The following is a 26262-nucleotide window of genomic DNA, read 5'->3' as shown; positions in this document are numbered from 1 at the left end:
TCGCGGGCGTGCTGTCGCTGACCGCGCTCGGCCGGGACGGGCTGACCGCCTCGTTGGTCCTGTTGCAGGCGCTCGGCGACGCCGGGATCGGCGCGCCGCTGTGGACCGTCACCAGCGGCGCGGTGTCGGTCGGCGGCTCGGACCCGCTGCGCGACCCGTTCCAGGCCCAGGTGTGGGGGGCCGGCCGGGTCGCCGCCCTGGAGCACCCGGACCGCTGGGGCGGCCTGGTGGACGTCCCCGCCACCGTGGACGCCAGGGCCACCGCCCGGCTGGCCTCGGTGCTGACCGGTGACCAGGGCCTGGACCAGGTCGCCGTGCGCGCCGCCGGGGTCTACTCCCGCCGGCTGGTGCGGGCCGCCGCCGACGGCGCCCCGGTGGCGCTGCTGGACATCCCGGCGATCGGCCTGCACCAGGCCGTGGTGGTCGAGGGCACCACCGGCCGGGACCTGATGCGCGGCCCCGGCCACCGCAGGGACACCGCGCTGCCCGGCCAGGGCGGGGTCGCGGTGCTCTTCGGCCGCGGCGCCACCTTCGGCGCCCCGTTCGCCGACCTGTCCAGGCTGCGGGTCGGCGACAAGATCGAAGCCACCACCGGGCAGGGCAAGTTCACCTACACCGTCAACGTGTACGGCGACGGCGACCACCCGGTCGTCGACCCGGCCCGCAACCGGCTCGTCCTGGTCACCGGCGACTCCGACTGGATCCCCGGCTCCACCGTGCTGATCGGCGCCCGGCTGGAGGGCGACCCGCAGCAGAACCCCGGCGGCCGCCCCGCGACCATCCCGTACGACAAGGCGCTCGCCGCGGACAAGGGCGCCCTGGCCACGCTCCAGCTGTGGTCGCTCGGCCTGCTCGGTACGGTGGCCGGCGCCCTGGTGCTGGCCCGGTACTGGCGGCGCTCGGCCGCGTACCTGAGTCTCGCGCCGGTGGCCGCCGCGCTGCTCTGGGCGGTCTACGAGAACGCCGCCGCCCTGCTGCCCAACCTCTACTGACGCGCGCCCGGAGGACCGTTCCGATGACCGACGCACCACTGACCGACACCACGGCGACCGACCCGGTCGCCGACACCATCACCCTCCCCCCGGTCGCCCCCGCGCCGCCCGCCGGGACGTACGGCGCGGAGCCGTACGGCGCCGACGGCCGGTACCAGGACGGCGAGCCGCTGGCCGGGCTGGAGACCCGGGAGGTCTCCGCCTGGTTCGGCAGCCGCAAGGTGCTGGAGCGGGTCTCGCTGGCGATGCCGGCCGGCGAGGTCACCGCGCTGATCGGCCCGTCCGGCTGCGGCAAGTCCACCTACCTGCGGATCCTCAACCGGATGCACGAGATGGTGCGCGGCGCCGCCCTCGCCGGCGAGGTGCTGCTGGACGGCGACGACGTCTACCGGCCGGGCCGGCGCCCCGCCGAGGTGCGGCGCCGGATCGGCATGGTGTTCCAGCGGCCCAACCCGTTCCCGGCGATGTCCATCCAGGACAACGTCTCCAGCGGGCTCAAGCTGGCCGGGATCAAGGTCTCCAAGGAGGAGCGCCGGCACCTGGTGGAGACCAGCCTGCGCCGGGCCGGGCTCTGGGACGAGGTGTCCACCCGGCTGCACACCCCGGGCGGGGCGCTCTCCGGCGGCCAGCAGCAACGCCTGTGCATCGCACGGTCGTTGGCCGTCTCGCCGGACATCCTGCTGATGGACGAGCCGTGCTCCGCGCTCGACCCGACCTCCACCCGGAGGGTCGAGGAGACCATCGACGAACTGCGCGGGCGGCTCACCATCGTGATCGTCACCCACAACATGCAGCAGGCCCAGCGCGTCTCGCAGTCCTGCGCGTTCTTCCTGGCCACCCATGACACCCCGGGCCGGATCGTCGAGGCCGGGCCGACCGAGCAGATCTTCGGCAGCCCGCGCGACCAGCGGACCTCGGACTACGTCAACGGCCGCTTCGGCTAGGCCGGCCAGCCGGTTGTGCCGGTCCGGGCTGCGTCGGTCCGGGCCGGTCCGGTCCGGGCCGGTGGGGCGGCTGCTGCGGCCCTACCGGCCGAGGAGCCGCTCCAGCACCGCCGCGACGCCGTCCTGCTCGTTGCTCACGGTGTGCAGCGGCACCGCCGCCAGCACCCGCGGGTGCGCGTTGGCGACGGCGTAGGCGGTGCCGGCCCAGGCCAGCATCTCCAGGTCGTTCGGCATGTCGCCGAAGGCCACCACCTCGCTCCGGTCGATCCCGCGCCCGGCGCACCAGCGGGCCAGCGTGCTGGCCTTGGTGACGCCGGGCGCACTGATCTCCAGCAGCGGGATCGCCGCGGAGCGGGTGATCTCGGCCAGGTGCCCGGCCGCCTCCCCGGCCTCCGCGAGGAACTTGTCCGGGTCGAGGTCAGGGTGCTTGGCCAGCAGCTTGAACAGGCCCCGGACCGGACCGCCGGCACCCAGCAGCTTCTCCGCGCTGCCGACCTCGTGCTCCAGCTCGTCGCCCCACATCGGCACCGCGTACCCGGCCTCCCTGGCCCAGCCGCCCGGGTACTCGAAGGCGAACGCGGTGCCGGGCAGCCTGGCCCGCAGCGCCTCGACCACCGCCAGGGTGGTCTCCACCGGCAGCGGGAAGCTCTCCAGCAGCTCGCCGCGCCGCACGTCCACCACCGCGCCGCCGTTCGAGCAGATCGCCACCCCGTGACCGCCGATGTGCGGGCTCACCTGCTGCATCCAGCGCGGCGGCCGCCCGGTCACGAACACCACCTGCACCCCGGCCGCCTCGGCCGCCGCCAGCGCCGCGGCGGTGCGGTCGGAGACGGTGCCGCCGGAGCAGAGCAGGGTGCCGTCCAGGTCGGTGGCGATGAGGCGGAGGGCGGTGCGCGGTTCGGTCACCGGTCCATCTTCGCCCATCGGTGCCCCGAGGTCACCGTCACGGGCCCGCGCCCGCCTGCCGTCCTCGCCGTGATCAAGCCCTTCATGCGCCGTTTCCGGCCGATCCGCCCGCGCCGGTGGTCCCCGGCAGGACACGCCGGGCATGACTGCCCACGGCCACCCCGTCGGCAGGAAGAGCCATGCCCACACGCCAGCTCAGTGACCAGCCGCCCCAGACCGCCCGCCCCGACCCCGGCGACCCGCAGGCGCCCGCCGCCTCGCGCGACCCGGTCCTGCTCGGCGACGTCCTCTTCCACACCCTCGCCGACCTGGCCCGCCGCACCGCCGCCCCCTCCCTCCCCGCCCAGCGCACCCGCCCCCACCCGTAGCGCCCGGCCGCGCCCGCCCACGGCCCTCGAAGGCACAGCCCACCGCTACGGGCGATCGGACCCACGCGGTCCGCGCCGTGCCCTGGTGAACTTCTGCCGCCGGGTACCGGAGGCGAGTTCGCCGAGGCGCTCGCCGATCACGGAGACACCGGGGCGCGGCTCGCTCGCGTAGTACCAGGGCTTGTACCGGCGCAGCAGCTCCTCGCCGTGCTCGACCCAGGTGAATCCGGGCCTCCGCAGGAGCTTGCGGAACACCGTGTCGACCGTCTCCGGGTGGGCGGCAGCCAGGCGTCGGACCGGCAGCGGCGTGACCGACTCCTCGCGCAGGTATACCCGAAGCAGGTCCTGGTGCCGGCTGCGGCCAGGGAGGGCCGGGTCGGCGAAGAGGTCCCGCAGCATCCCGTAGTCCGGGTAGAAGTTGAGCCCGTCGACCTCGTCGTAGATGACGCCGACGGTGTCCGAGTGGGCGAGTCCTCGCGGCAGTTCGAAGGCGGGGAAGGCCAGGCCGGGGAGCCGCCCGCCCCGGGCCCGGTCGGGATGCGCGGCGACGGCCGCCTCCTGCCGGTGCCGGTAGTAGGCGTTGAGCCGGTCCTCGGCTTCGGCCGGAGGGAGGACCAGTTCGTCACTGCCGAAGAACGCGACGAACCCGGCCCGGTCCTCCCGCATCGAGCGCCATCCCCGCTCGATCTTCTCGGGGTTGCGGAAGACCAGTTCGGGTCGGCCGGCGGCCAGCCGGAGCGCGGTCCGGGCGATCTCCGGGGCACTCGACTTCGGGTAGGACGACATCGCCCCCGAGACCAGCCACACCCCGTCGGCCGAGTGGAGGGGCACCAGGCAGGTGAGGAGGAAGCCGCCCTTGGGCACGCCGCGGAAGGCGGCCCGTCCGAGGTTCGAGTACGTGCGGTACTCCAGGTCGTCGACCAGGTTCAGCAGGACGAGGGCATCCCCGTCGTTGTGGCGGATCTCGAAGACGCCCTCGACCGGGTCGCGCCAGCCGAGCAGCGTCTCCCGGTCGGTGTCGGTCAAGTCCCGGCGGCCGGCGACGAACCGGTCCACCACGGTCGAACCGTCCGGCAGGCGGTACCGCAGGATGAAGTGGTCGACGATCCGGATCGCCGCGCTCTCCTCCAGCTCCGACTCCGGGCCGGCGGCCTCCAGCAGGAGAGGAGTCAACCACTGGTCGAAGAGAGCGCTCTGGCCGAAGGCGACCAGCTCGCCCTTGAGTTCGGCACTTCGCTCGATCAGGCGTCGCAACGGCGCCTCGTCCTCGCTCGGTACGACGACAGTCATGGAAGCCTTCCCGCTCCTGAGGTCACGATGTCCACCGCGCCCGGTGGACGTGATACTCCCTGACCCGCCCGCCCGCTCCGTCCGGAGCCGGGGCGATCTGAGGGGAGGGACGTTCCGGCGTCTCGGGGCAGTGTAGGGAAGCGAGCCGAAGCGTGGGTGGCGAACCCGCCAGGACCACCCGTCCCGGTGGTTCCACGCCGGGCCCCGCTCCGCCCGCCGGCGCGGCGGAGCGGGGCTGCCGTTCAGGAGCGGAGGCGGTTCAGTGCCGCGGTGACGATGCCCTCGACAGAGGCCGGGACGTCGGTGGGCCGGCCGGTGAGCTCGACGACGGCGACCCTGGTGCCGGTGCGCAGGACCGCGGCACCGCCGCTGACGGCGCCGTCGCCGTTGTAGGACAGGTACCAGCGGGCGGTGCCGCCGTTGACGGTCAGGGTGTGGGCCGCGCCGTAGTACCAGTGGCCGGCGGGCTCGTCCTGGCACTCCTGGACGAGCGCGACGAGCTGCTTCTCCCAGGTGTCGGCCGCGGTCCCGGTGGGGGCGCTCGCAGCCGACTCCTTCAGTCGGCTGTCGGTGTCGAAGGTCCAGGTCACGGACGCGTACCCGGTGGCCTTGCCCGCGGTCAGGCCGCGCATCGTCTCCTCGCCGGAGCACGCGGACAGCCCCTCGCGTCCGGTCAGATCGATGGTCGCGCCGACCGGGTTCAGGCCCTGCCGGACGTAGTCCTCGCTCTGGACGAGGCCGGCGGAGCCGAGCCCGGGCGCGGCGGCCTCGGCCGGGTGGGCGGCGGTGACCGGCCGGGCGGCGACCGCGGTGCGGTGCGCGGCGTCGGGCGCGGTCCCGTCGGCGGTGGCCGACTGGCTCCCGCCGACGACGCTGACCGTGATCAGTGAGGCGGCGAAGCAGGCCGCGGCGACGACCCGGTTGCGGCGAACGGACTTCTGCTGGACGGCCTGGTTCTCGGTCATCTGGTCCCCCTGCTGGTCGGGACGCCTGCTGCGTCCTCGTACAACCGGGGAGATGCCGCCGGAGAAGGGAAAGTTGGAGCCCGGACCGGCTGTTTCACAGCTGTGACAGAGCGGTCCTGACCACGCGGTCCATCGCGGCCGTCCCCAGGCAGGCATCGACCTCCAGCACCGCGTAGTGGTTGCCGCTGCGCAGCACGGCGATGCCGCCGCAGGGCTCCTTGCCCTCGGGCGCCGTACGGGTGGTGTTGAGGGAGCCCTGGTAGCTGCCCATCCAGCTCGCGGTGACGTCCGGGGCGAGCCGCACCGTCGTGGTCCTTCCGTAGACCCAGTGCCCTGGTGTCGCCTCCTGGCAGGGCACCTCCTCCAGCAGCAGGCGGTCGGCGAAGTTCTGTGCCAGGGAAGGGCTCTGGGCCGCGGCGGCGACCTCGCGGGCGACCTGGCCGTCGTGGTCGGCGGACCGCGTGGGGTCCTCCGGGGAGGTGCGGGGGCCGGTCATCAGTCCGCGGAAGTGGGCACCGGGCCCGCCCAGGGTCTGAGTGAGGGTCTTCTCGCCGGAGCAGGCCGCGTTGGCGTAAGCCCCGTCGCCGAAGCGGTCGGTGACGTGGATCCGCTCGGTGTCGAGGTCCGGGCCGAACGCCGCGGGCCCCAGAAGGTTCGCGGTCGTCACCGGCCCGGTCGCACCGGTCGCACCGGTCGCACCGGTCGCACCGGTCGGCGAGGCGGAGCCGGAGCCGGAGGCCGAGGACCCGGGCGCCGGGACGGACCCGTCGGGCGTCGCGGGAGCGGACGTGCCCGGGGACGCGCCGCCGACCGCGGTACCCGGTCGCGCCGCCGGGTACCCGGTGCCGTCGGGGGGCGGTGGCAGGACGAACCGGCCGGTGACCAGCCCGAGCGTGGCGGCGGCGACCAGGGCGGCGACGGCGGACCGGGCCCGGACGACGGCGTGGCCGCCGCCCACCGCGGGACCGCTCTTCACAGGCCGGTGACCAGGCGCTCGCGCATGAAGCGGCGGGCCTGGTGGATGCGGTCCTTGACCGTGCCCAGCGGAACGTCCAGCTCCTCGGCCACCTGGACGTAGGTCAGGTCGCCCAGGTCGCGCAGCACGAAGGCCTCCACCAGGGCGGGGTGCTGCCGCTCCAGCGCGGCCAGCGCCTCCATCAGGTCGAGCCGGGTCCCGGCGATGACGCTGGTGGTGCGCGGGTCGACGGACTCGGGGAGGTCGGCGTGGCTGTCCTCGGCGCGCCGGCGCATCGAGCGGTAGGTGGACCGGGCGGCGTTCGAGGCGATCACCGTCACCCAGCCCAGGAAGGAGCCGTGGCCGCCGTACCCGCCGAGGTGCGTGCTGATGGACAGCAGCGCGTCCTGCGCGGCCTCCTCCGCGTCGGCGTGGTGGGGCAGGAAGCGCGAGCAGCGGCGCAGCACCACCGGCCGCAGCTTGGCCAGCAGGTACTCCGTCGACCCCGGCTCCCCCGCCTGGGCAGCCGCCACGAGCCGTTCCAGCTCGCCGTCCTCGAACACCCGGATCCCCCCGTTCCGTCCCGCCCGGCACCCCGCCCGTCGAACGGGAGTTCCGCACTCCCCCCGACTCCGGCAGAATGCTGCCACATGCGCAAGCTCGGCCGTTACCTCCTCCAGGAGCGGCTCGGAGCCGGCTCCTTCGCGACGGTCTGGAAGGCCTACGATCCGGAGCTCGACACCGAGGTCGCGGTGAAGGTGCTGGCCGAGAACTGGGCCGCCAACGCGGATGTGCGCGAGCGGTTCCTGGCGGAGGCGAGGCTGCTGCGCCGGATCGCCAGCCCGCGGGTGGTCCGGGTGCACGACGTCGGGGTGCAGGAGGACCGGCCCTACTTCGTCATGGACCACGTACGCGGCGGCACCCTGGCGGACCGGGTCGGGCAGTGCGACCCGCAGGAGGCGCTGCGGCTGGCCGCGGAGGCGGGCTACGCGGTCCAGGTCCTGCACGAGGCGGGCGTGGTGCACCGCGACGTCAAGCCGTCCAACCTGCTGCTCGCCGCCGGCCCCGCGCCCGCCGCGGTGCTGGTGGCGGACCTGGGCAGCGCCAAGCAACTGGCCGACGCCTCCGGGCTCACGGTGACCACGGGCACGCCCGCGTACATGGCACCGGAACAGGCCTTCCAGACCGGCGGGTTCGACGGGAGGGCCGACGTGTACGCGCTGGCCGTCGTGGCCTACGAGCTGCTGACCGGGCAGAAGCCGTTCGGCCCGGGCGGACGCGCCACGGCCCTGATGACCGACCGGCAGAACGCCTCGACGCTGCCGGCGCTCCCGGCAGGAGCGGAACTCCCGCCGAACGTCGCCGTGTTGCTACGGGCCGCGATGTCCGTCGAGCCGGCGGACCGACCGCCGACCGCCCAGGCCTTCGCGGACGCGCTGCTGGCTCCGGTCCCGCAGTCCCGGCCGCTGGAGGGCCCCGGGTGGCTGACCCCGCGCGCGGTCTGTTTGGCGTCGGCCACGGTGTTCACGGCGACGACCCTGCTGAGCTGGCTGCGGCGCTGAAGCGGTCGTCAAGTCGGAGGGCCCCGGCCGCTGACGGCTACCGTAGGGTCGCTGCCATGCGACTGAGCACAGTGATCCTCCCCATCCACCGGTGGAGCGAGGGGCAGAAGATCTGGCGGCGGGCCGAGGAACTCGGCTTCCACACCGCGTACACGTACGACCACCTGAGCTGGCGGTCGTTCCAGGACGAGCCGTGGTTCGGCTCCCTGCCGACGCTGACGGCGGCGGCCACGGCCACCGAGCGGCTGCGGCTGGGCACGCTGGTGTCCTCGCCGAACTTCCGGCACCCGGTGACGCTGGCGAAGGACCTGATCACGCTGGACGACGTGTCCGGCGGGCGGTTCACGCTGGGGATCGGGGCCGGCGGCACGGGCTTCGACGCGACGGCGCTGGGGCAGGACGCGTGGTCGCCGAAGGAACGGGCGGACCGGTTCGGGGAGTTCGTGCCGCTGCTGGACGAGCTGCTGCGCAACGACGCCACGACCCGCGAGGGGACGTACTACTCGGCGGTCGAGGCGCGGAACGTCCCCGGCTGCGTGCAGACCCCGCGGCTGCCGTTCTACGTGGCGGCCGCCGGGCCGCGCGGTATGCGGCTGGCGGCCGAGCACGGGCAGGGCTGGGTGACGTACGGCGACCCGAAGGGCCCGGCGGACGTGCCGGTCGAGCAGGCGCCCGGCGTGGTCGCGGCGCAGATCGGGAAGCTGACCGCGGCCTGTGAGGCGGCGGGCCGGGACGTGGCGACGCTGGAGAAGGTGCTGCTCCAGGGTTCGACCGCGGAGCGGCCGCTGGCCTCGCTGGACGCGTTCGTCGACTGGGCGGGCACCTACCGGGAGATCGGGATCACCGAGCTGGTGATCCACTGGCCGGTCCCCGACTCGATCTTCGAGAACGACCTCGCCGTCTTCGAGCGGATCGCCACCGAGGGCCTGGCCCAGCTGGGTTGAGCCGGATACGGCCGGCCTCGGTCCCTCCCCGGTGCCGGGCGGCTCACATCACGTCGAGCCGCTCGGCGCCGCCAGCGCAGCCGAGTTGCTTCCCGGCGCGTTCGGCGAAGCCGCCGGCCAGCCGGCCCATCCGCCGGCGGCCGGGTTCGTCCGCGAGGGCCCTGCCGTCCTTGCCGGTGAGCCTGACCACGGCCCGGTAGCCGGTGCTCCTGCCGTCCAGCACGCAGTCGAAGTTGGCCGCCCCGCGGCTGTCGCCGCCGGTCAGCTCGGCGCCGACGGAGGCTTCGGCGGTGAGCAGCAGCCCGCCCTCGCCGTTGACCGAGCACCGGACGGACGCCGGGGCGGTCGCGTCCGCCGTCCGGTGGTCGGTCTGTACGTAGACCCGGGGAGCGCCGCCGAGCAGCGCGGTGACGTCCGGGTCGTCGAGCAGGCCGAGGCACTCGCCGTGCGAGAGGGCGACGGCCGGCGGCCGGTAGGCGGTGTGGTCGAGGTACAGGTGCCAGCCGAGCAGGCCGCCGCCGAGCAGCAGCGCGGCGCCGCCCGCGGTCAGGGCCCGGGGGTGCTTCACCGGCAGAACTCCTTCGTCAGCGCCGCCAGGGCGGCGCGGTCGACCTGTTCGAGGGCGTCGAGGCCGTCCGCACCGTCGGTGCGGGCCGCCTCCCCGGCGGTGACCTGCACCTCGACGTAGCCGCTCGGGCCGGTCAGGCAGTACTGGGCCGCGGCGGCGCCGCCCGGCCAGGCCGCGGACAGGCCGGGCACGTCGAAGGGGCGGGCGTCCGGGCGCTTGGCGTCCGCGGAGGTCAGGGCGATGTCCCCGGTGCGCAGGACGGACGTGACCGTGAGCACGGTGCGTCCGTCGATCCGGACGGTGCAGGTCTGCTGGTCGGTGGCGCGGACGCCGGAGCGGATCCGCTCCTCGGAGTCCTGGCGGCCGGCCGGCAGCAGCCGTCCGAGCGGGGTGTCGGCGCCGGTGGGCTGCCGGCAGAGCTGGGCCGACCGTCCCGCGGCCTCGACCGGGCGGTGGCCCTGCCAGTCCCGGTAACCGACGTACCCGGCGGCCGCCACCGCCACGACCAGCGCGGCCGGCAGCAGCAGCGGATCGTGGAGGCGCCCCGCCCACCGGCCCGCCCACCAGCCGGCCAGGAGCCGGGCCCAGCGGGCCGCGAGTCCGCTCACGCGTCGCCCTTCGCGTTGGTGCTCACGTTGTTCGCCGTGCCGCGCGCCATGCCCTGGAGGGAGCTGTCGCGGGCGCTGTTGGCGAGCCGGTCGATGTCCTCGCGGGTCATCCCGGTGCCGGAGCCGGCGTCCCTGACCGCCTGGTCGGCCCCCCGCGCCACCCGGCCCTCGGCCTCGGCGGTGTGGTTGCGGCTCTCCTGGCGCCCGTCCTCGGTGGTGTCCTTCTTGTTGGCCTCGATCACGCTCTCGGCGATCGAGTCGACGATCTCGCCCGCGATCTCGCCGCCGAGCGGGATCTTGTCGGTCACGGTGCCGATGACGGAGTTGAAGGCGGTCTTGCCGTAGCCGACGTTCTTCTCCAGCGCGTCGTTGAACTCCTTGTCGGAGGCGGCGTGCTGGTTGTGCACCTCGTCGACCCGGGCCTGGTTGAGGTAGCCGCCGACGACGCCGCCGGACTCCGCGTTGTGCTTGATGTCCGACTCCAGCCGGGCGAAGTCGGTCTGCCCGCTGTCCAGGTGGCCGCGGATGAGGGCGGTGGTGTACGCCTGGTTGGCGTTGGTCACCGCGCCGTACGCGTCCGGGTCGCGTCCGAGCGCGTCGAGCAGCCCGGCCACGGAGGAGGCGTCGAGAGCGGCGGGGGAGCCGTTGACCGGCAGGTCGGTGCCGTGGGAGAGGGAGTTCTGCACGTCCCCGATGTACTCGGCGGTCATGTGCCCGAGGCTGCCCCGCATGGCGGCGAGCTTGCCGTCGCCCTTGATGTCGTCCAGCGCCCCGTCGTCGCCGTGCCGGCCGAAGGTGTCCACGACCCGCTTCATCAGGTCGGACTGCTCGGTGGTGTGCCGCTCCGGCGGGACGGGGCCGGGCTCGTCGTACGGGTGGCCGGTGGTGGCGGCCTCCAGGGCGCGGCCGAAGGCGGCCGGCCCGGCCTGCTTGCTCTGGTCCCACACCTTGGAGTCCCGGGAGGTGGTGTCCGGGATCCAGTCCTTGTCGTGGGCGTAGTAGTCGAAGTAGTCCGGGGGCTTGGGCTTGCCGCCCTGGTTGACGGTGCCGTCCTCGTTGTACGCGGTCGGCCGCTCGGTGAAGAACGTGTTGGCCGCCTCCGGGCTGTGCGCGAGCGCTTCCAGCACGGCGGTGGTGGGGCGGAAGCCGGAGCCCGCCTCGTCGCCCCCGCTCAGGTTGAAGCCCTGGATCCTGGAGCCGGGCATCGGGGCCGGCCAGTACCTGTCCTGGGTGTCGAGCTGGGTGACGTGCTCGGCGATCGGGTTGATGAAGTGGGCGTCGTAGTCGCCGTTCATCAGGATGCCGGAGAGCACCTGGTAGCCGTACGGCACGTAGTCCAGGCCCGAGGCCCGGTACGGCTTGTCCCAGACCGGCTGGGAGCCGGCCTTGCGCAGGGCGGCGGCCCACTCGTCGGACAGGTGCGGCTCATTGGTGGTGCGGGTGGCGGTGGCCAGGCCGAGCCCCAGGTTCTTCTGGAGCTGCTGGTAGGCCTTCCAGCGCGGGTCCTTGTCGTCGCGGGGGTGCGCCGGGTCGCCGACCATGCCGTTCCAGGACTTGATCAGGCCGTCCGGGCCGAGGTCCTGGTAGAACTTCGTGGCGAACTTCGGGTCGCCGCCGTGCGAGGCCAGCAGCGAGTTCAGCTCGGTGAGTTCGGGCTCGGTGATGTCGCCGCCCCTGGCCGCGAGCTGGGCGGCGCGCTTGCCGTCGGCCTCGGGGCCGCCGCCGATGGCCTTGCCGTTGAAGGACTTCTGCGGGTCGGTCGTGCTGTCGGCGCGCAGCGCGTAGGCGATCCGCTCGTCGGCGGCGGTGGCCTCGGCGACGGCGGCGTCGATCGCCTTGCGGGCGGCTTCCGCCTTGTCGCCCCACTCCTTCTGGTAGTCCCGGAGGGCCTCGTAGTCGTGCCGGGTGGCGGAGTCGGCCGGGGGCCAGCTGACGGTGCCGTTGTCGGTGACGGTCAGTCCGGCGGCGCGGGCGTCCGCGACGGCCTTGTCCAGCTTGGCCTTTGCCGCCTTGAACTCGGTCGACGCCTCCTTGAAGATCGAGGCGAAGGCGTTCGCCTCGGTCGCGGCGGCGGTCAACTGCTCGTTGGTGCGCTGGAGTCCGGGGCGGGCCTGGTCGGCCGAGGGGCCGCTCCAGCAGGCGGAGTTCACCTTGGCGATCACCGTGCTGTCCCAGTCGTCGTCCATCGACTTGATCTTCTGGGCCACGGTGGTCCAGGCGGTGACGGCGTTGTCCAGGACGCCGAAGTCGGCGGTGCTGAGCTCGTGGAAGTCGACCATCGCTGGGGTCCTCTCAGGCGCCGAGGTCGTGCTGGACGGCCGACTCGTTCTGCCGGTAGTTGGCGGCGGTGGCGCGCAGCGCCTGGGTGGTCTGGCCGACGGTGGCGCCGAGGGCGGCGACGCACTGGTCCCAGGTGCCGGCGGCGCCCTGCGCGGCCTTGCCGGTGCTCCAGTTGGCGAGCGCGGTGGAGACCTTGGCGGTGGCCTCGTCGGCGCCGCGCCCGTCGGCGTTGAGCCGGGCGTGGATCTGGTCGGAGCTGTTCCCCGCGGCGGTGAGCGCGCCGGGGTCGGCGCTGAAGCCACCGCCGCCGCCACCGCTGCCCGCCGAGGCCGAGTTGATCTCGGTGCGGGCCGCCTCCTGGGCGCGGGCCCGGGCGGTCAGGTTCCCGTCCGCGTCATAGGCCCAAGGGTTCATCATCCGGTCGAACGCGGTCGCCCGATCAGACATGTCGATCGATCCCCTCCGTGCCGGAGCGCTGCTGCTCCGGCACCCCCGTCGGCAAAGAATTCGGCAAGTACGTCAAGATGCCGACAAAGAGTACAGGCGGGTTCCGCCTTTGCCGACCCCCTAGGGGTACGGGGGCCCGACGTCATACCGCAGCAGCAGACGGCCTCGTCATTCCAGCTCATGGCCCTTGCCGGACAAGCCCGTTACGTTGGTCGGTGTGTCCACAGCTGTCATCAAGACGGACGGCCTCACCAAGAGGTTTCCCCGCGTCACCGCCCTCGACCAGCTCACCGTAGAGGTGCGGCCGGGTGTGGTCGGTCTGGTCGGGGCCAACGGCGCGGGCAAGTCCACACTGATCAAGATCCTGCTCGGGCTGGCCCCGGCGACGTCGGGCCGGGGCGAGGTCCTCGGCCTGGACATCGCCACCCGGGGCCCCGAGATCCGCGCGCAGGTCGGCTACATGCCCGAGCACGACTGCCTGCCACCGGACGTCTCCGCGACCGAGTTCGTGGTGCACATGGCCCGGATGGCGGGCCTGCCCGCCACCGCCGCCCGTGAGCGCACCGCGGACACCCTGCGGCACGTCGGCCTGTACGAGGAGCGGTACCGCCCGATGGGCGGCTACTCGACCGGCATGAAACAGCGGGTCAAACTCGCCCAGGCGCTGGTGCACGATCCGAAGCTGGTGCTGCTGGACGAGCCGACCAACGGCCTCGACCCGGCCGGCCGGGACGAGATGCTCGGGCTGATCCGCCGGGTGCACACCGACTTCGGCATCTCGGTGCTGGTCACCACCCACCTGCTCGGCGAGCTGGAGCGCACCTGCGACCACCTGGTCGTGATCGACGGCGGCAAGCTGCTGCGCTCCTCCTCCACGGCCTCCTTCACCGAGGCGACGGCCGTCCTCGCCGTGGAGGTCACCGACCTCCCGGAGGACCACGGCGCGGAGCCGGGTCCGATGGTCCGCGAGCGCCTCGCCGCGGCCGGCCTGTCCGTCCAGTCGGAGGGCTCGCACCTGCTGCTGGTCCGGCTGGCCGACGACACGACGTACGACACCATCCGCGACACCGTCGCCGGTCTGGGCCTTGGCCTGGTCCGGCTGGAGCAGCGCCGCCACCGGGTCGCCGAGCTCTTCACCGACGACGCCCAGGACACCGACGCCCAGCACGCCGAAGCCCAGCAGGCCGACGAGGCCCAGAACACCGGCCGGGGCAGGGACACCGAGCAGAGCAAGGGAGGGACGAACGATGGCGCTGCCTCCTGAGACCAGGCCCACCGACACCGGCGTCATCCACGACATCGGCTACCGCGGCTACGCCGGCCCCCGGCTCGGCCGCGCCTACGCCACCCGCGCGCTCTTCACCCAGAGCCTGCGCGCCGCGTACGGCCTCGGCCGCTCCGGCAAGTCCAAGGTGCTGCCGATGATCGTGCTGGGCGTGATCACCCTGCCCGCGGTGATCTTCGTGGCGGTGGCGATCGTGACGAAGCGGGAGGAGCTGCCGATCGAGTACACCGGCTACCTCTCCAACTTCAGCCTGGTGGTCTCGGTCTTCCTGGCCTCCCAGGCCCCGGTGCTGCTCTCCCGTGACCTGCGCTACCTGACCGTCCCGCTCTACTTCTCCCGCCCGATCACCCACTCCGACTACGTCCGGGCCAAGTTCGGCGCCATGGCCTGCGCCCAACTGCTGCTGATGACGGCCCCGTTGCTGGTGCTGTACGTCGGCTCGCTGCTCAGCGGGATGGACTTCGGACACAACACCGGGCACTTCCTGTACGGCCTGGCCGCGGCCGTGATGTACGCCCTGGTGCCGACCTCGGTGGCCGTGCTGATCGCGGCCACCACCCCGCGCCGGGGCTTCGGGGTCGCGGCCATCATGGGCTACCTGACGGTCAGCGCCGCGCTGGGCGCCATCGCGGTGGGGATCAGCAACCCCTACAACGGCGGCAGCGACGCCGCGCAGTGGACGTCGCTGATCTCGCCCACCGAGCTGGTGGATGCCCTGGTCAACGAGCTGTTCGGGCTCGGTGAGGGCTTCGACCGCCGGCACGCGCCCGGCGGCCTAGGGCTGGTGGTGTTCGCGCTCGTCGCGGTGGCCATGGTGGCGGGCTCGTACCGGCTGCTGCTGCGCCGCTACAGCCGCGTCTGATTCGACAGCAGGGTCTGAGAGAGGGCGGCATGGCCACCATCAGCATCGACAAGGTCTCCCGGTGGTTCGGGAACGTGGTCGCGGTCAACGACATCACCATGTCCATCGGCCCCGGCATCACCGGTCTGCTCGGGCCGAACGGCGCGGGCAAGTCCACCCTCATCCACATGATGAGCGGGTTCCTTTCGCCCTCCAGCGGCTCGGTCACCCTGGACGGCGCGCCGATCTGGCGCAACCAGCGGGTGTACGAGCAGGTCGGCCTGGTGCCCGAGCGGGAGTCGATGTACGACTACCTGACCGGCTGGGAGTTCGTCCTCGCCAACGCCGAACTGCACGGCCTGCCCCAGCCGGGCGCCGCCGCCCGCCGGGCGCTGGACCTGGTGGAGATGGCCTACGCCAAGGACCGCCGCACCGGCACCTACTCCAAGGGCATGAAGCAGCGGGTCAAGATGGCCTCCGCCCTGGTCCACGACCCGTCGGTGCTGCTGCTCGACGAGCCCTTCAACGGCATGGACCCGCGCCAGCGGCTCCAGCTGATGGAACTGCTGCGCCGCTTCGGCGCGGACGGCCGCACCGTGCTGTTCTCCTCCCACATCCTGGAGGAGGTCGAGCAGCTGGCGCGGCACATCGAGGTGGTGGTCGCCGGGCGGCACGCGGCCTCGGGCGACTTCCGCAAGATCCGCCGGCTGATGACCGACCGCCCGCACCGCTACCTGGTCCGCTCCAGCGACGACCGGCGGCTCGCCGCCGCGCTGATCGCCGACGGCTCCACCTCCGGCATCGAGGTGGACGAGCGGGAGCGGGCACTGCGGATCGAGGCGGTCGACTTCCAGGGCTTCACCACCCTGCTGCCCCGGGTTGCCGGGGAGGCCGGCATCCGGCTGTACACCGTCTCCCCGGCGGACGAATCGCTGGAGAGCGTCTTCTCCTACCTGGTCTCCGCATGAGGACCCCGGACCCCGTGCTGTCACCGACCAACCGGACCCAGGAAGGGGCCGACCGACCATGAACCCCACCGTCGCCAGGCTGACCCTGCGCGGGCTGCTGGGCCGCCGCCGCGGCCTGTTGCTGCTGGTGGTCCCCGTCCTGCTGCTGGTCGCCGCGGCCATCGCCGCCGGATCGGACGCCGACGAGCACCGCATGACCCTCAAGATCGTCGGCGAGCTGGGCCTGGGCACCCTGGTCCCGATCCTCGGGCTGGTGGTCGGCACCGGCGTGATCGCCAACGAGATCGACGACGGCTCGATCGTCTACCTGCTCGCCAAGCCGCTGCCCCGGTGGCGGATCGTCACCACCAAGCTGGCCGTCGCGATCGGCGTCACCTGGCTGTTCTCGGTGGTCCCGACGCTGCTGGCCGGGCTGATCCTCTACGGCACCCAGGACGGCGTGGCGCTCGGCTACACCGTGGCGGTGCTGGTCGCCGGGGCCGCGTACAGCGCGCTGTTCCTGTTGCTCGGCGTGGTCACCAGGCACGCCGTGGTGGCCGGGCTGGCGTACGCCCTGATCTGGGAGTCGTTGGTCGGCAACTACGTCGAGGGCGCCCGGACGCTGAGCATCCAGCAGTGGGGCCGGGCGGTGGCCGGGGCGGTCGCGGGGGAGGACGCGATCACCGCGAGCGTCTCCCTCGGAGCGGCCGTGCCGCTGCTGCTGGCGGTCACCGTCGGGGCGACGGTGTTCGCCTCGGTGAAGCTGGCCGGGCTGACCCTCGCGGGCGAGGAGTGAGCCCGGTACGGATCACCGCCGCACGGTGGTGATCCGTACGGCGGTGATCCGCGGGGCGCGGCCCGGGCGGGGCCGGCGGGTGGTTCAGGAGGCGGTTCCGAGGGTGCGGTTGCGGCCCGCGCCCCAGCCGGCCGCGCCGACCACCAGCACCAGGACCAGCATCAGCAGCAGGGTGGCGTCCCAGCCGCCGGTCAGCTGGTGCAGCGCACCGGCGCCGACCGGGCCGACCGCCGCGACCAGGTAGCCGATCGCCTGCGACATCCCGCCCAGCTGGGCCGCGCCGCCCGCGGTACGGGTGCGCAGCACGATGAACGCCAGGCCCAGGCCCAGCGAACCGCCCTGGGCCACGCCGAGGATGGTCGCCGACACCCACGCGGCGGAGACCGGCGCGACCAGCAGCAGCGCGATGCCCAGCCCGTTCAGGACGGCCATGGTCACCGCCAGCGCGCGCTGGCTGGTCATCCGGCCGGCCATCAGCGGCACCAGGAAGGCGCCGGCCACCTGCACCAGGTTGGAGAAGGCGAAGACCAGACCGGCCTGGCCGCGGTCCATGCCGTGGTCGGCCAGGATGGTCGGCATCCAGGCGACCAGGGTGTAGACCAGCAGCGACGAGATGCCCATGAAGAGGCTGATCTGCCAGGCCAGCGGGGACTTCCAGATGCCCACGATCGGCTTGCCGGCCGCGGCGGCCGCGGCCGTCGTCCCCGGCCGCCCCTGCTGCTCCTGCCGTTCCTGCCGGGAGCGCAGCACCTGCGGCAGCCAGGCCACCGCCGCGACCAGCGCGAGCAGCGACCAGGCGCCGAGCGAGGCCCGCCAGCCGCCGCCGAGCGCGTGCTCCAGCGGGACGGAGGTGCCGGCGGCGAGGGTCGCGCCGACCAGCATGGTGGTCGAGTAGACGCCGGTCATGGTGGCCGCGCGGTCCGGGAACTCGCGCTTGACCAGGCCCGGCATCGACACGTTCAGCACCGCGATGGCCACGCCGATCACCACGCAGCCCGCGTACAGGGCCGCCACCGAGGGCAGCACCCGCAGCAGCACGCCCGCGCCCAGCACCAGTACCGCGCCGAGCACCACCCGTTCGGTGCCGAAGCGGCGGGTCAGCCGGGGGGTGAGCGGGGCGCCGACGCCCTGGAACAGCACTGGCACGGTGGTGATCAGCCCGCTCGCGGTGGCGGACAGGCCGAAGGTCCGCTGGATCTCGCCGACCATCGGGGAGACCGCCGCCAGGCAGGCGCGCATGTTCAGCGCGACCAGCACGATGCCGGTCAGCAGCAGGAACGGATGGGCCAGCCGGGCGCGGACGGGGAGCGGGGCAGGAGTGGTGGCAACCGGCTGCTGGGCACGGGTGACGGCCATGGGTGTGCTGTTCTTTCGTGAATGTGCGTGGAAGCGGACGACGGAAGGGGAGGCTCGCGCCGTCCTACTTCCGGGCCGCGATGGCCGCGAGCAGCTGCTCGACGGCCGCGGTCGGCTCGGCGAGCAGCGCACGGCACGCGGCCTCGGCGAGGTCCGGGTCACCGCTCTCGATCGCGTCGACCAGTGCCTCGTGGGTGGCCACGACCGCTTCGGGCATCTCGTGGTCGCCGAAGGCGGAGGTCATCGACTCGCGCACGGAGGCGCCGAAGTAGCGGTACACCTCGGTCAGCGCGGGGTTGTGCGCGGCCTCGACGACGGCGGTGTGGAACTCCAGGTCGTGCTCGACGGTGGCCTCGCGGCTCGCCCGCTCGGGGTGCGCCGCGAACACCTCGGCCTCCCGGGCCAGCGCGGCCCGCATCCGCCGGACGTCCTCGGGGGTGTGCCGCAGCGCGGCCAGCCGGGCGCCCTCGGTCTCCAGCGCCGCACGGACCTCCAGGACGTCCCGGATGCCCGAGCGCTGGACGCCGCGCAGCACGGACGCCGGGTCGCTGGTGGAGCGGACGAACGTCCCCTCGCCCTGCCGGGAGACCAGCATTCCGGCGTGCACCAGCACCCGGATCGCCTCCCGCACGGTGTTCCGGCCGACCTGCAACCGCTCGGCCAGCTCGTGCTCGGTGGGAATCCGCGACCCCACCGGCCACGCCCCGGCCGCGAGCTGCTCCCGCAGCTGCTCGATCGTGGTGTCGACCAGGGAGCGCCGTCCGGCCGCCTGCAGACCGCCGCTCATGCCGGACCTCCCTTTGTCACCGCACACGTCATCATCGGTCGTCGGTCATCCTACAACCGCTTGCCCGGTCATCCTACAACCCACCCCTGAACAGCACGTGAACACCCGATCGGCCCTCCGGACGGCCGCTGCGCGGACAAGTGGTCCCCGCGTCCCACCGGGGACACGGGGACCTGCGCGCGGCGGGGGCCGCAGCGGGGAGCCGACGGCCGGAGGGCGTCAGCGCTGCGGGTAGAGGCGCTCCAGGACCTCGGCGACGCCGTCCTCGTCGTTGCCGGCGGTGACGGCGTCGGCGACCGCGAGGAGTTCCTCGTGGGCGTTGGCCATGGCGACGCCGTGGGCGGCCCAGCCGAACATCGGGACGTCGTTGGGCATGTCGCCGAAGGCGATGGTGTCGGCGGCGCGGACGCCCAGGCGGCGGGCGGCGACGGCCAGTCCGGTGGCCTTGGACAGGCCGAGCGGGAGCAGCTCGACCACGCCCGCGCCGGCCATCACCACGCCGACCAGGTCGCCGGCGGCGCGCCTGGCGGCCTCGGCGAGGGCGTCGTCGGTCAGGGCGTGGTGCTGGATGTACAGCTTGCCGAGCGGGGCGGTGAGCAGCCCGTCGCGCTCGACCCTGACGACCGGCAGCTCGGAGCCGATCTGCAACTCGTAGCCGGGGCCGGCCAGCACCTGGCCGTCGAGGCCGTCCTGGTTGGCGGCGATGGCCAGCGGGCCGGTCTCGGCCTCGATCTTCTCGATCGCGAGGGCGGCCAGCTGCCGGTCCAGGGTGAGCGAGGTGAGCAGCTTGTGCGCGCCGGCGTCGTACACCTGGGCGCCCTGGCCGCAGACCGCTATCCCGGTGTAGCCGATCTCGTCGAAGACCGGGCGGGCCCAGACGGCCGAGCGTCCGGTGACGATGATGTGCAGCGCGCCCGCGCCGGTGGCCGAGGCCAGGGCGGCGCGGGTGCGCTCGGAGACGGTCTCCTCGCTGGTGAGCAGGGTGCCGTCGAGGTCGGTGGCGACCAGCCGGTAGGGCAGGTCGCCGCCGGGGGCTCCGGGGGAGGCGGGGCTGGGGCTGATGGTGCTCATGGGCCGTGCGTCTCCCGGGAGTGGCGGGTGGTGCTGGGTGCTGCGGACCGGGCTACTTGACCGGTTCGAGGACGGTCCGCCCGCCGAGGTACGGCCGCAGTGCCTCGGGCACGACGACCGAGCCGTCGGCCCGCTGGTGGTTCTCCAGGATCGCCACGATGGTGCGCGGGACGGCGACCAGGGTGCCGTTCAGGGTGGCGAGCGGGCGGGTCTTGCCCTTCTCGCGCATCCGGATCGACAGCCGGCGGGCCTGGTACTCGGTGGTGTTGGAGGTCGAGGTGACCTCGCGGTACTTGCCCTGGGTGGGGATCCACGCCTCGATGTCGAACTTGCGCGCGGCCGAGGCGCCGAGGTCGCCGGAGGCGACGTCGATCACCCGGTACGGCAGCTCCAGCGCGTTGAGGAAGTCCTTCTCCCACTGGAGCAGGCGGCGGTGCTCGTTCTCCGCGTCCTCCGGAGTGGTGTAGACGAACATCTCCACCTTCTCGAACTGGTGGACGCGGATGATGCCGCGGGTGTCCTTGCCGTAGGTGCCGGCCTCGCGGCGGAAGCAGGAGGAGTAGCCGGCGTAGCGCAGCGGCAGCTTCTCGGCGTCGAGGATCTCGTCCATGTGGTACGCCGCGAGCGGGACCTCGCTGGTGCCGACCAGGTACCGGTCGTCCTCGGCGAGGTGGTAGACGTTCTCGGCGGCCTGGCCGAGGAAGCCGGTGCCGTCCATGGCGGCCGGGCGGACCAGGGTCGGGGTGATCATCGGGATGAAGCCGGACGCGGTGGCCTGGGCGATCGCCATGTTGACCAGGGCGAGCTCCAGCAGCGCGCCGACGCCGGTCAGGTAGTAGGAGCGGGCACCGGCGACCTTGGCGCCGCGCTCGGTGTCGATCGCGCCCAGGATCTGGCCGAGCTCGACGTGGTCGCGCGGCTCGAAGCCCTCGGCGGCGAAGTCGCGCGGGGTGCCGATCTCCTCCAGGGTGACGAAGTCCTCCTCGCCGCCGACCGGGGCGGTCGGGTCGATGAGGTTCGCCAGCGAGCGGAGCAGGCGGTCCGCCTCCTCCTTGGCCGCGCCCTGTTCGGCGTCCGCGGCCTTGACCGCGGCGGCCAGGTCCTTGGTGCGCTGGAGCAGGGCGGCCTTCTCCTCGCCCTTGGCCTGGGCGACCTGCTTGCCGAGCACCCGCTGCTCGCTGCGCAGTTCGTCGAAGCGGCTGCCCGAGGACCGGCGCCGTTCGTCGGCGGAGAGGAGGGCGTCGACCAGGTCGACGTCCTCGCCACGGACGCGCTGCGAGGCGCGCACTCGGTCAGGGTCCTCACGAAGCAGGCGAAGGTCAATCACAGGCCCAAGCGTACCGGTCGGCCGTTCCTCCACCGGTACGGCTTTTTCCCTGGGGATAACTCCCCCCGGCCTGTGGATAACTCCTGTGGGGAACGCGTGGGGAACGCTCCGGGGGCGGGTTATCCACAGGCTGGGGCCCGGGCCTGTGGATCAAAGGGGAGGATTGCCTTCCGCGTGAACGAATCAGGGAATTGAGGTTTCAAACCTCAATGAACCTTCCCGAGTGAGGGAATTGAAGCACTCGGACGGGTGATTTGCTGGCAACCGGGTGACTCTGGTCCGATTGGTCATCTCTGCGACGCAAACCGATGGTCCGACCAGGTCTGGGCAATGGCTATACCGGTTTGTCGACTCGTCCCCAGGCCTGTGGATAACTCCGGGCTGTGGACAGCGGCGGGGCCTGTGGACAGCGGTCGCGGCGTCGGGGCCTCCTGTGGATGACGGGTCGGGTCACCCGCCCTGCCCGATCGACCCGATCAAAAATGGTCGGAAACGGTCGAAAAGACAGTGGAAAGACAAGAGGTGTCGCTCGGATGTCCCGAGGGTCTCGGATGCCCCGGCGCCTCAGATGTCCCCGCGGCCGTCGAGCGCGCGGGAGAGCCAGTCCGCCGCCGAGACGAAATCCTCGTCCGAGGTGCCGGGACGCCGGTGGGTGGACTCCTGGCGGTCGGCGCGCGGATAGGAGCCGAGGTACCGCACCTGCGGGCAGATCCGCTTGAGCCCCATGATCGCCTCGCCGACCCGGCGCTCGGACAGGTGGCCCTCGCAGTCGATCAGGAAGCAGTAGCTGCCCATGCCCTCGCCGGTCGGCCTGGACTCGATCCGCATCAGGTTGACCCCGCGCACCGCGAACTCCTGGAGCAGTTCCAGCAGCGCGCCCGGGTGGTCCGCGGGCAGCCAGACCACCATCGAGGTCTTGTCCGCGCCGGTCGGCGAGGAGACCCGCCCGGGGCGGCCGACCAGGACGAATCTGGTGGCCGCGCTCTTCGCGTCCGCGATCTCCTTGACCAGCGGATCCAGCCCGTAGATCGGTGCCGCGAACTCGCCCGCGAAGGCGCCGTCGTAGCGGCCCTCGGCGACCAGCCGGGCGCCGTCGGCGTTGGAGGCGGCCGACTCCCAGCTCGCCTCCGGCAGGTTGGCCGCCAGCCAGCGGCGCACCTGGGGCTGGGCCACCGGGTGGCTGGTCACCGTCTTGATCCCGGACAGCTCGGTGCCGGGCCGCACCAGCAGCGCGAAGGTGATCGGCAGCAGCACCTCACGGTAGATCATCAGCGGTGTGCCGGCGGCCAGTTCGTCGTTGGTCGCGGTGACCGCGCCCTCCACCGAGTTCTCGATCGGGACGAACGCCCCGGCTGCCTCCCCGCCGCGGACCGCCTCCAGCGCCAGGGCAACCGAGGACAGCGGCACCAGCTCCCGGGTGGCCGCCTCGGGCAGGGTGTGCAGCGCCGCCTCGGTGAACGTGCCGGCCGGTCCGAGGTAGGTGTAGCGGGTGGCCGACATGACGCCTCCGGGAGATCTCGGTGGTGCGCGGGCAGGGTTGCCGAAGCAGTCACCCTAACGATTCCCCGGCTCGGGCAGGAACGTGTCTCACGGACCGGGGCCCGCGGCGCCCGGCCTCGGGGAACTACCCCTCCAGCAGCTGCTGCCCGAGGTAGCCTCCGGCCGGTGCGCCCGGCGGCAGCACGTACAGGCCGCTCGCCTCGTGCCGCAGGAAGCGGGAGAGGCCGTCGCCCCTGGAGAGCTTGCGCTGCACCGGCGTGAAGCCCCGGCGCGGGTCGGCCTGGAAGGCCAGGAAGAGCAGTCCGGCGTCCGGTGAGCCGTCCGGCAGCAGCCCGTCGTGGTACGAGAAGCCCCGCCGCAGCATCGCCGCCCCGCCGTTGGCCGCCGGGGCGGCGACCCGGACGTGCGCGTCGGAGGGGATCGCCAGGGTGCCGTCCTGGCCCTGGGCGGTGAGGTCGACGGGGGTGCGCTCGCCGGCCCCGGCTGGCGCACCGAGCGGGGCGCCGTCCGACTTGCGCCGCCCGATCACCCGTTCCTGCCGGTCCACCGGCAGGGCCTCCCAGTTGTCCAGCAGCATCCGGATCCGCCGGAACACCAGGTACGAGCCGCCGGCCAACCAGGCCGGCCGGTCGCCGTCGGCGGTGCAGAACACCTTGGCGGCGAAGCCCTCCTCGTCCGGCCTGGGGTTGTTGGTGCCGTCGATCTGGCCCATCAGGTTGCGTCCGGTCACCGGCTGCGCGGCCGCCCCCGGGGTGCGGGCGAAGCCCGCCGACTGCCAGCGCAGCGCCGCCGTGCCGGCCGCCAGCCGCTGGAGCACCCGCAGCGCGTGCACCGCCACCAGGGCGTCGTCCGCGCCGATCTGGACGAACAGGTCGCCGTCGCCGCGGGCCGGATCGAGCGCGTCGCCGGGGAAGGCGGGCAGCGGTTCGAGCCCGGGCGGCCGGCGGTCGGCCAGTCCGGCCCGGTCGAACAGGATGGCGCCGAAGCCGAGGGTGAGGGTGAGCGAGCAGGGTCCGGCGTCCAGCGCGACCTGGTTGTCGAACTCCTCGGCCGGCTCCCCGGCGGTCAGCCGGTCGGCCGCCCTCGTCCAGCGCTGCAGCAGGGTGCGCAGCCCGTCCCGGCCGACGCCCTCGGTCAGGTCGAAGGCGGCCAGCTGCACCCTGGCCTGCGGCGGGTCGGTGATCCCGGCCTGGTGCTCGCCGCGGAACGGGACCCGGGCCGCACCCAGCGCCCCGCCCGGTCGGCCGGCCGCGGGTGCCGCCGTACCGGGCCGGCCGTCCAGGACGACCGCCCCGGCGACACCCGCGCCGGCGCCGGCCAGCAGCCCGGCCCCGGCGGTGCCGAGCAGCGCCCGCCGGGTGAAGCCCGGGTGCCCCGTCGAGACGTGCCCCGTCGACTCGTGCTGTGTGGACTCGTGCTGCGTGGACTCGTGCGGTGTCGAAACGTCGGCCACCCCGCTCACCCGATCTTGAACTGCTGGGTCGGGGTGGTCTGGTCGATGTCGGAGGAGCGGATCTGCACCGACACCACCCAGGTGCCCGCCAGCGGCAGCTGCGCGGTGCCGCTCCAGCGGCCGGTGCCCTCCGGGGTGAGCGCGACCGGCAGCGGGCCGAGGTCGCGGTCCGGCAGGGTGAAGGCGAGCTGCACCTCGGGAACGTCCACCGGCTGCCCGTCCGCGCCGTCCAGCGCGAGCTTCACCTCGTTCGGGCCGGTCCTGGCCGGGTTGAGGGTGACGGTCGCGGTGCCCTTGGCGTTCGGCGTCCGGCCCTTGGTGTCGTACGGGAGCTTGAGGTCGACGGTGCGGCCGGGCTCGGTCTGCGGCGCCGCCGCGGCCCCGCCGGCTGCCGGTGCGACGGCCCCGGCGGTGCTCTCGCCCTTGACCTCGCCCGCGACCCGTCCGGGCGGCGAGTTGGTGAGCATCGTGGTGACCACCAGCACGGCCACCGCGACCAGCGCCTCGACCAGCACCGAGCGGCGCAGCCCGGCCCGGGTCGGGGTCAGCCCGCGGTCCCGTCCGGCGCTGCGCAGGGCGGCCCGCTGGCGTTCCAGCTGCGCCTGCCGGAGCGGGTCCTCGCTGTGCGCCGCCACGGCGACCGGCTCCGGCAGTTCGGCCTGTTCGACCTCCGCCGCCTCGGCCGGGGCCGAGCGCAGCCGGGCCAGCCAGGAGCGGGAGATCCAGGCGACGCCGAGCATCACGACCACGCAGCCGCTCTTCACCAGCAGCAGCCGCCCGTACTCGGTGCCGGTCAGCGCGCCCCAGCTGCCCAGCCCCCGCCAGGACTGGTAGATCCCGGTCACGGCCAGCACGGCCACCGAGCCGAAGGCGATCTTCGAGAAGCGGTCCACCACTCCGGCGCCGACGCCCTCGCGCAGTGCGACCAGCAGCGCGGCCAGCCCGCCCAGCCAGAGCGCCATCGCGATCAGGTGCAGGATGCCGAGCGGCAGCGCCAGCCAGACCTGGATGCCCACCGAGGCGTGGTCGGCGCCGACCCAGGTCGCCGAGAGGGCGACCGCCAGCACCAGCCCGGCCACGCCGAGGCCGAGCCGGACCTCGCGCTGCGGCCGTTCGGCGGCCCGCCGCTCCAGCTCGCGCAGCTCGGCCTCCTCGGGGTCCTCCCCGGAAGCCCCGGAAACTCCGGAAGCCCCGGATCCCTGGTCCTCCGGCTTCGGTCCGACCGGCCGCGGCGGCTGCCCCAGCTGCCCGACCAGCAGCGACAGGAACACCCCGCTCGCCGCGAGCAGCAGCAGCCGGGCGGCCAGCGCGGTGCCGATCCGCTCGTCCAGCGTGGCGCGCACCAGCGACAGGTCGAAGGCCTGTCCGACCCCCGAGCCGCGCTCGTACGGGCCGCGCAGCATCAGCACCGCGACGGTGGAGACCAGCAGCGCCGTCCAGCCGGTCATCAGCAGCCGCTGCGCCGGGCGCCGGGCGGTGCCGGCCGGCCAGCAGAGCAGCACGAAGGCGGCGGCGCCGACCAGCAGTGCGAAGGCCGCGTACGCGACGGTGCGTCCGGTGCCGTACAGGGCGGCGACCAGGCCGTCGGCCTCGGCGCCCTGCAACGCGGTGGCCGACACCGAGGTGTCCGAGGGCGCGCCGATGGAGAAGGTGAACGCCCCGCCGATCGGGTGCGAGTCGTCCGAGACGGCCCGCCACGCCACCGTGTAGGTGCCGTTGCCGAGCCCGCCCTTGAGCCCGACCCTGGCGGTGTTGCCCTTGCCGTCGGCGTGCGCCGGGTTGCCGGTGTCCACGGCCTGGCCGGCCGGGTCGAGCACCCGGACGGAGTCGCCGGAGAGCGAGACGGACTCGCTGAAGGTCAGAGTCACGGCCTGCGGGGCGGTGGCGACCACCGAGTTCTGCCGCGGGTCGGTGGAATCCAGGGTGGCGTGCGCGGAGGCCGGTCCGGCGCCCGCGAGCATCAGCGCGAGCAGCGCGCCGAGCACTCCGAGCACCCCGGCGATCCGGCGGTGGGCGGCCTTCTCCGGGCCGGCCGGCTGCGTGGTGGCGGTCCCCATGGTTTGGCGGTCC

At 73.6% G+C, this 26262-nt stretch carries 25 protein-coding genes; 9 read left to right on the top strand and 16 right to left on the bottom strand.

Annotated features, from left to right (window positions below; translation table 11 throughout):
* A partial coding sequence (locus BU198_RS26070; protein ID WP_223244942.1) for a sortase domain-bontaining protein occupies positions 1-992 on the top strand: 992 nt, incomplete at its 5' end.
* Between the two features lie 23 nt (positions 993-1015).
* On the top strand, positions 1016-1936 hold the full coding sequence (locus BU198_RS26065) for a phosphate ABC transporter ATP-binding protein (RefSeq protein ID WP_188299317.1): 921 nt from the start codon (positions 1016-1018) through the stop codon (positions 1934-1936).
* 81 nt (positions 1937-2017) lie between these two features.
* Here the strand turns inward: BU198_RS26065 and BU198_RS26060 are convergent, their stop codons facing one another.
* Positions 2018-2860, bottom strand: coding sequence for an HAD family hydrolase (locus BU198_RS26060; RefSeq protein WP_188299316.1), 843 nt, complete (start codon positions 2858-2860; stop codon positions 2018-2020).
* Positions 2861-3021: 161 nt separating this feature from the next.
* On the opposite strand from BU198_RS26060, the gene BU198_RS26055 reads away from it, so the two are divergent.
* Positions 3022-3210, top strand: coding sequence for a hypothetical protein (locus tag BU198_RS26055; RefSeq protein ID WP_188299315.1), 189 nt, complete (start codon positions 3022-3024; stop codon positions 3208-3210).
* Between the two features lie 45 nt (positions 3211-3255).
* On the opposite strand, the gene BU198_RS26050 is transcribed toward BU198_RS26055, so the two are convergent.
* The 4 genes from BU198_RS26050 to BU198_RS26035 form a co-directional block, all read right to left on the bottom strand.
* A complete protein-coding gene (locus BU198_RS26050) occupies positions 3256-4500 on the bottom strand; it encodes a hypothetical protein (RefSeq protein ID WP_188299314.1) in 1245 nt (414 codons plus the stop codon).
* Between the two features lie 242 nt (positions 4501-4742).
* On the bottom strand, positions 4743-5465 hold the full coding sequence (locus BU198_RS26045; RefSeq protein ID WP_188299313.1) for a hypothetical protein: 723 nt from the start codon (positions 5463-5465) through the stop codon (positions 4743-4745).
* A gap of 94 nt (positions 5466-5559) precedes the next feature.
* On the bottom strand, positions 5560-6441 hold the full coding sequence (locus BU198_RS26040; RefSeq protein WP_188299312.1) for a hypothetical protein: 882 nt from the start codon (positions 6439-6441) through the stop codon (positions 5560-5562).
* Entirely contained in the window at positions 6438-6983 is a 546-nt protein-coding gene (locus BU198_RS26035; protein WP_317620322.1) for a sigma-70 family RNA polymerase sigma factor, read from the bottom strand. Before BU198_RS26035 ends, BU198_RS26040 begins: the two co-directional genes overlap by 4 nt.
* An 87-nt stretch (positions 6984-7070) precedes the next feature.
* Between BU198_RS26035 and BU198_RS26030 the strand changes: the two genes are divergently transcribed.
* Together BU198_RS26030 and BU198_RS26025 are read left to right on the top strand one after the other, a co-directional pair.
* Complete coding sequence (locus tag BU198_RS26030) at positions 7071-7982, top strand: serine/threonine-protein kinase (RefSeq protein ID WP_188299311.1); 912 nt, start codon at positions 7071-7073, stop codon at positions 7980-7982.
* A gap of 56 nt (positions 7983-8038) precedes the next feature.
* Positions 8039-8926 (top strand): LLM class flavin-dependent oxidoreductase, encoded by an 888-nt coding sequence (locus BU198_RS26025; protein ID WP_188299310.1) that lies wholly within the window; start codon positions 8039-8041, stop codon positions 8924-8926.
* A gap of 43 nt (positions 8927-8969) precedes the next feature.
* On the opposite strand, the gene BU198_RS26020 is transcribed toward BU198_RS26025, so the two are convergent.
* From BU198_RS26020 to BU198_RS26005, 4 genes are read right to left on the bottom strand one after another with little or no spacing between them, the layout of a single operon-like run.
* Entirely contained in the window at positions 8970-9494 is a 525-nt protein-coding gene (locus BU198_RS26020; protein WP_188299309.1) for a hypothetical protein, read from the bottom strand.
* On the bottom strand, positions 9491-10102 hold the full coding sequence (locus tag BU198_RS26015) for a hypothetical protein (protein WP_188299308.1): 612 nt from the start codon (positions 10100-10102) through the stop codon (positions 9491-9493). Before BU198_RS26015 ends, BU198_RS26020 begins: the two co-directional genes overlap by 4 nt.
* Complete coding sequence (locus tag BU198_RS26010; protein ID WP_188299307.1) at positions 10099-12381, bottom strand: hypothetical protein; 2283 nt, start codon at positions 12379-12381, stop codon at positions 10099-10101. Before BU198_RS26010 ends, BU198_RS26015 begins: the two co-directional genes overlap by 4 nt.
* 13 nt (positions 12382-12394) lie before the next feature.
* Positions 12395-12829 carry a hypothetical protein gene (locus BU198_RS26005; protein ID WP_188299306.1) on the bottom strand — a complete coding sequence of 145 codons (435 nt, stop codon included), beginning with the start codon at positions 12827-12829 and terminating at the stop codon, positions 12395-12397.
* Positions 12830-13046: 217 nt separating this feature from the next.
* On the opposite strand from BU198_RS26005, the gene BU198_RS26000 reads away from it, so the two are divergent.
* From BU198_RS26000 to BU198_RS25985, 4 genes are read left to right on the top strand one after another with little or no spacing between them, the layout of a single operon-like run.
* Positions 13047-14093, top strand: a complete 1047-nt coding sequence (locus tag BU198_RS26000; RefSeq protein WP_188299305.1) for an ABC transporter ATP-binding protein — start codon at positions 13047-13049, stop codon at positions 14091-14093.
* Positions 14077-14976 carry an ABC transporter permease subunit gene (locus BU198_RS25995; RefSeq protein WP_188299304.1) on the top strand — a complete coding sequence of 300 codons (900 nt, stop codon included), beginning with the start codon at positions 14077-14079 and terminating at the stop codon, positions 14974-14976. The genes BU198_RS26000 and BU198_RS25995 overlap by 17 nt, the downstream gene beginning before the upstream one ends.
* 29 nt (positions 14977-15005) lie before the next feature.
* Entirely contained in the window at positions 15006-15923 is a 918-nt protein-coding gene (locus BU198_RS25990; RefSeq protein WP_188299303.1) for an ABC transporter ATP-binding protein, read from the top strand.
* Positions 15924-15981: 58 nt separating this feature from the next.
* Positions 15982-16698: an ABC transporter permease gene (locus tag BU198_RS25985; RefSeq protein ID WP_188299302.1), complete on the top strand. Its 717-nt coding sequence runs from the start codon at positions 15982-15984 to the stop codon at positions 16696-16698.
* 84 nt (positions 16699-16782) lie between these two features.
* Here BU198_RS25985 and BU198_RS25980 read toward each other — a convergent pair whose 3' ends face one another.
* The 7 genes from BU198_RS25980 to BU198_RS25950 all read right to left on the bottom strand — a co-directional run bounded on the left by BU198_RS25980 (position 16783) and on the right by BU198_RS25950 (position 26249).
* On the bottom strand, positions 16783-18054 hold the full coding sequence (locus BU198_RS25980; protein WP_188299301.1) for a CynX/NimT family MFS transporter: 1272 nt from the start codon (positions 18052-18054) through the stop codon (positions 16783-16785).
* Positions 18055-18118: 64 nt separating this feature from the next.
* Positions 18119-18841 (bottom strand): FadR/GntR family transcriptional regulator, encoded by a 723-nt coding sequence (locus tag BU198_RS25975; RefSeq protein WP_188299300.1) that lies wholly within the window; start codon positions 18839-18841, stop codon positions 18119-18121.
* A gap of 219 nt (positions 18842-19060) precedes the next feature.
* On the bottom strand, positions 19061-19912 hold the full coding sequence (locus tag BU198_RS25970) for an HAD family hydrolase (RefSeq protein WP_188299299.1): 852 nt from the start codon (positions 19910-19912) through the stop codon (positions 19061-19063).
* 52 nt (positions 19913-19964) lie between these two features.
* On the bottom strand, positions 19965-21239 hold the full coding sequence (serS, locus tag BU198_RS25965; RefSeq protein WP_188299298.1) for a serine--tRNA ligase: 1275 nt from the start codon (positions 21237-21239) through the stop codon (positions 19965-19967).
* 564 nt (positions 21240-21803) lie between these two features.
* Complete coding sequence (pheA, locus tag BU198_RS25960; protein WP_188299297.1) at positions 21804-22739, bottom strand: prephenate dehydratase; 936 nt, start codon at positions 22737-22739, stop codon at positions 21804-21806.
* 124 nt (positions 22740-22863) lie between these two features.
* On the bottom strand, positions 22864-24192 hold the full coding sequence (gene efeB / locus BU198_RS25955) for an iron uptake transporter deferrochelatase/peroxidase subunit (RefSeq protein WP_188299296.1): 1329 nt from the start codon (positions 24190-24192) through the stop codon (positions 22864-22866).
* Between the two features lie 5 nt (positions 24193-24197).
* Positions 24198-26249: a FixH family protein gene (locus BU198_RS25950; RefSeq protein ID WP_188299295.1), complete on the bottom strand. Its 2052-nt coding sequence runs from the start codon at positions 26247-26249 to the stop codon at positions 24198-24200.
* Positions 26250-26262: the final 13 nt, after the last annotated feature.

It is taken from the genome of Streptomyces sp. CBMA156 (genome assembly GCF_014596515.1).
Lineage (GTDB): Bacteria > Actinomycetota > Actinomycetes > Streptomycetales > Streptomycetaceae > Kitasatospora.
The sequence above is the reverse complement of the archived record's forward strand: the minus strand, read 5'-3'. Positions and strand labels throughout refer to the sequence as shown.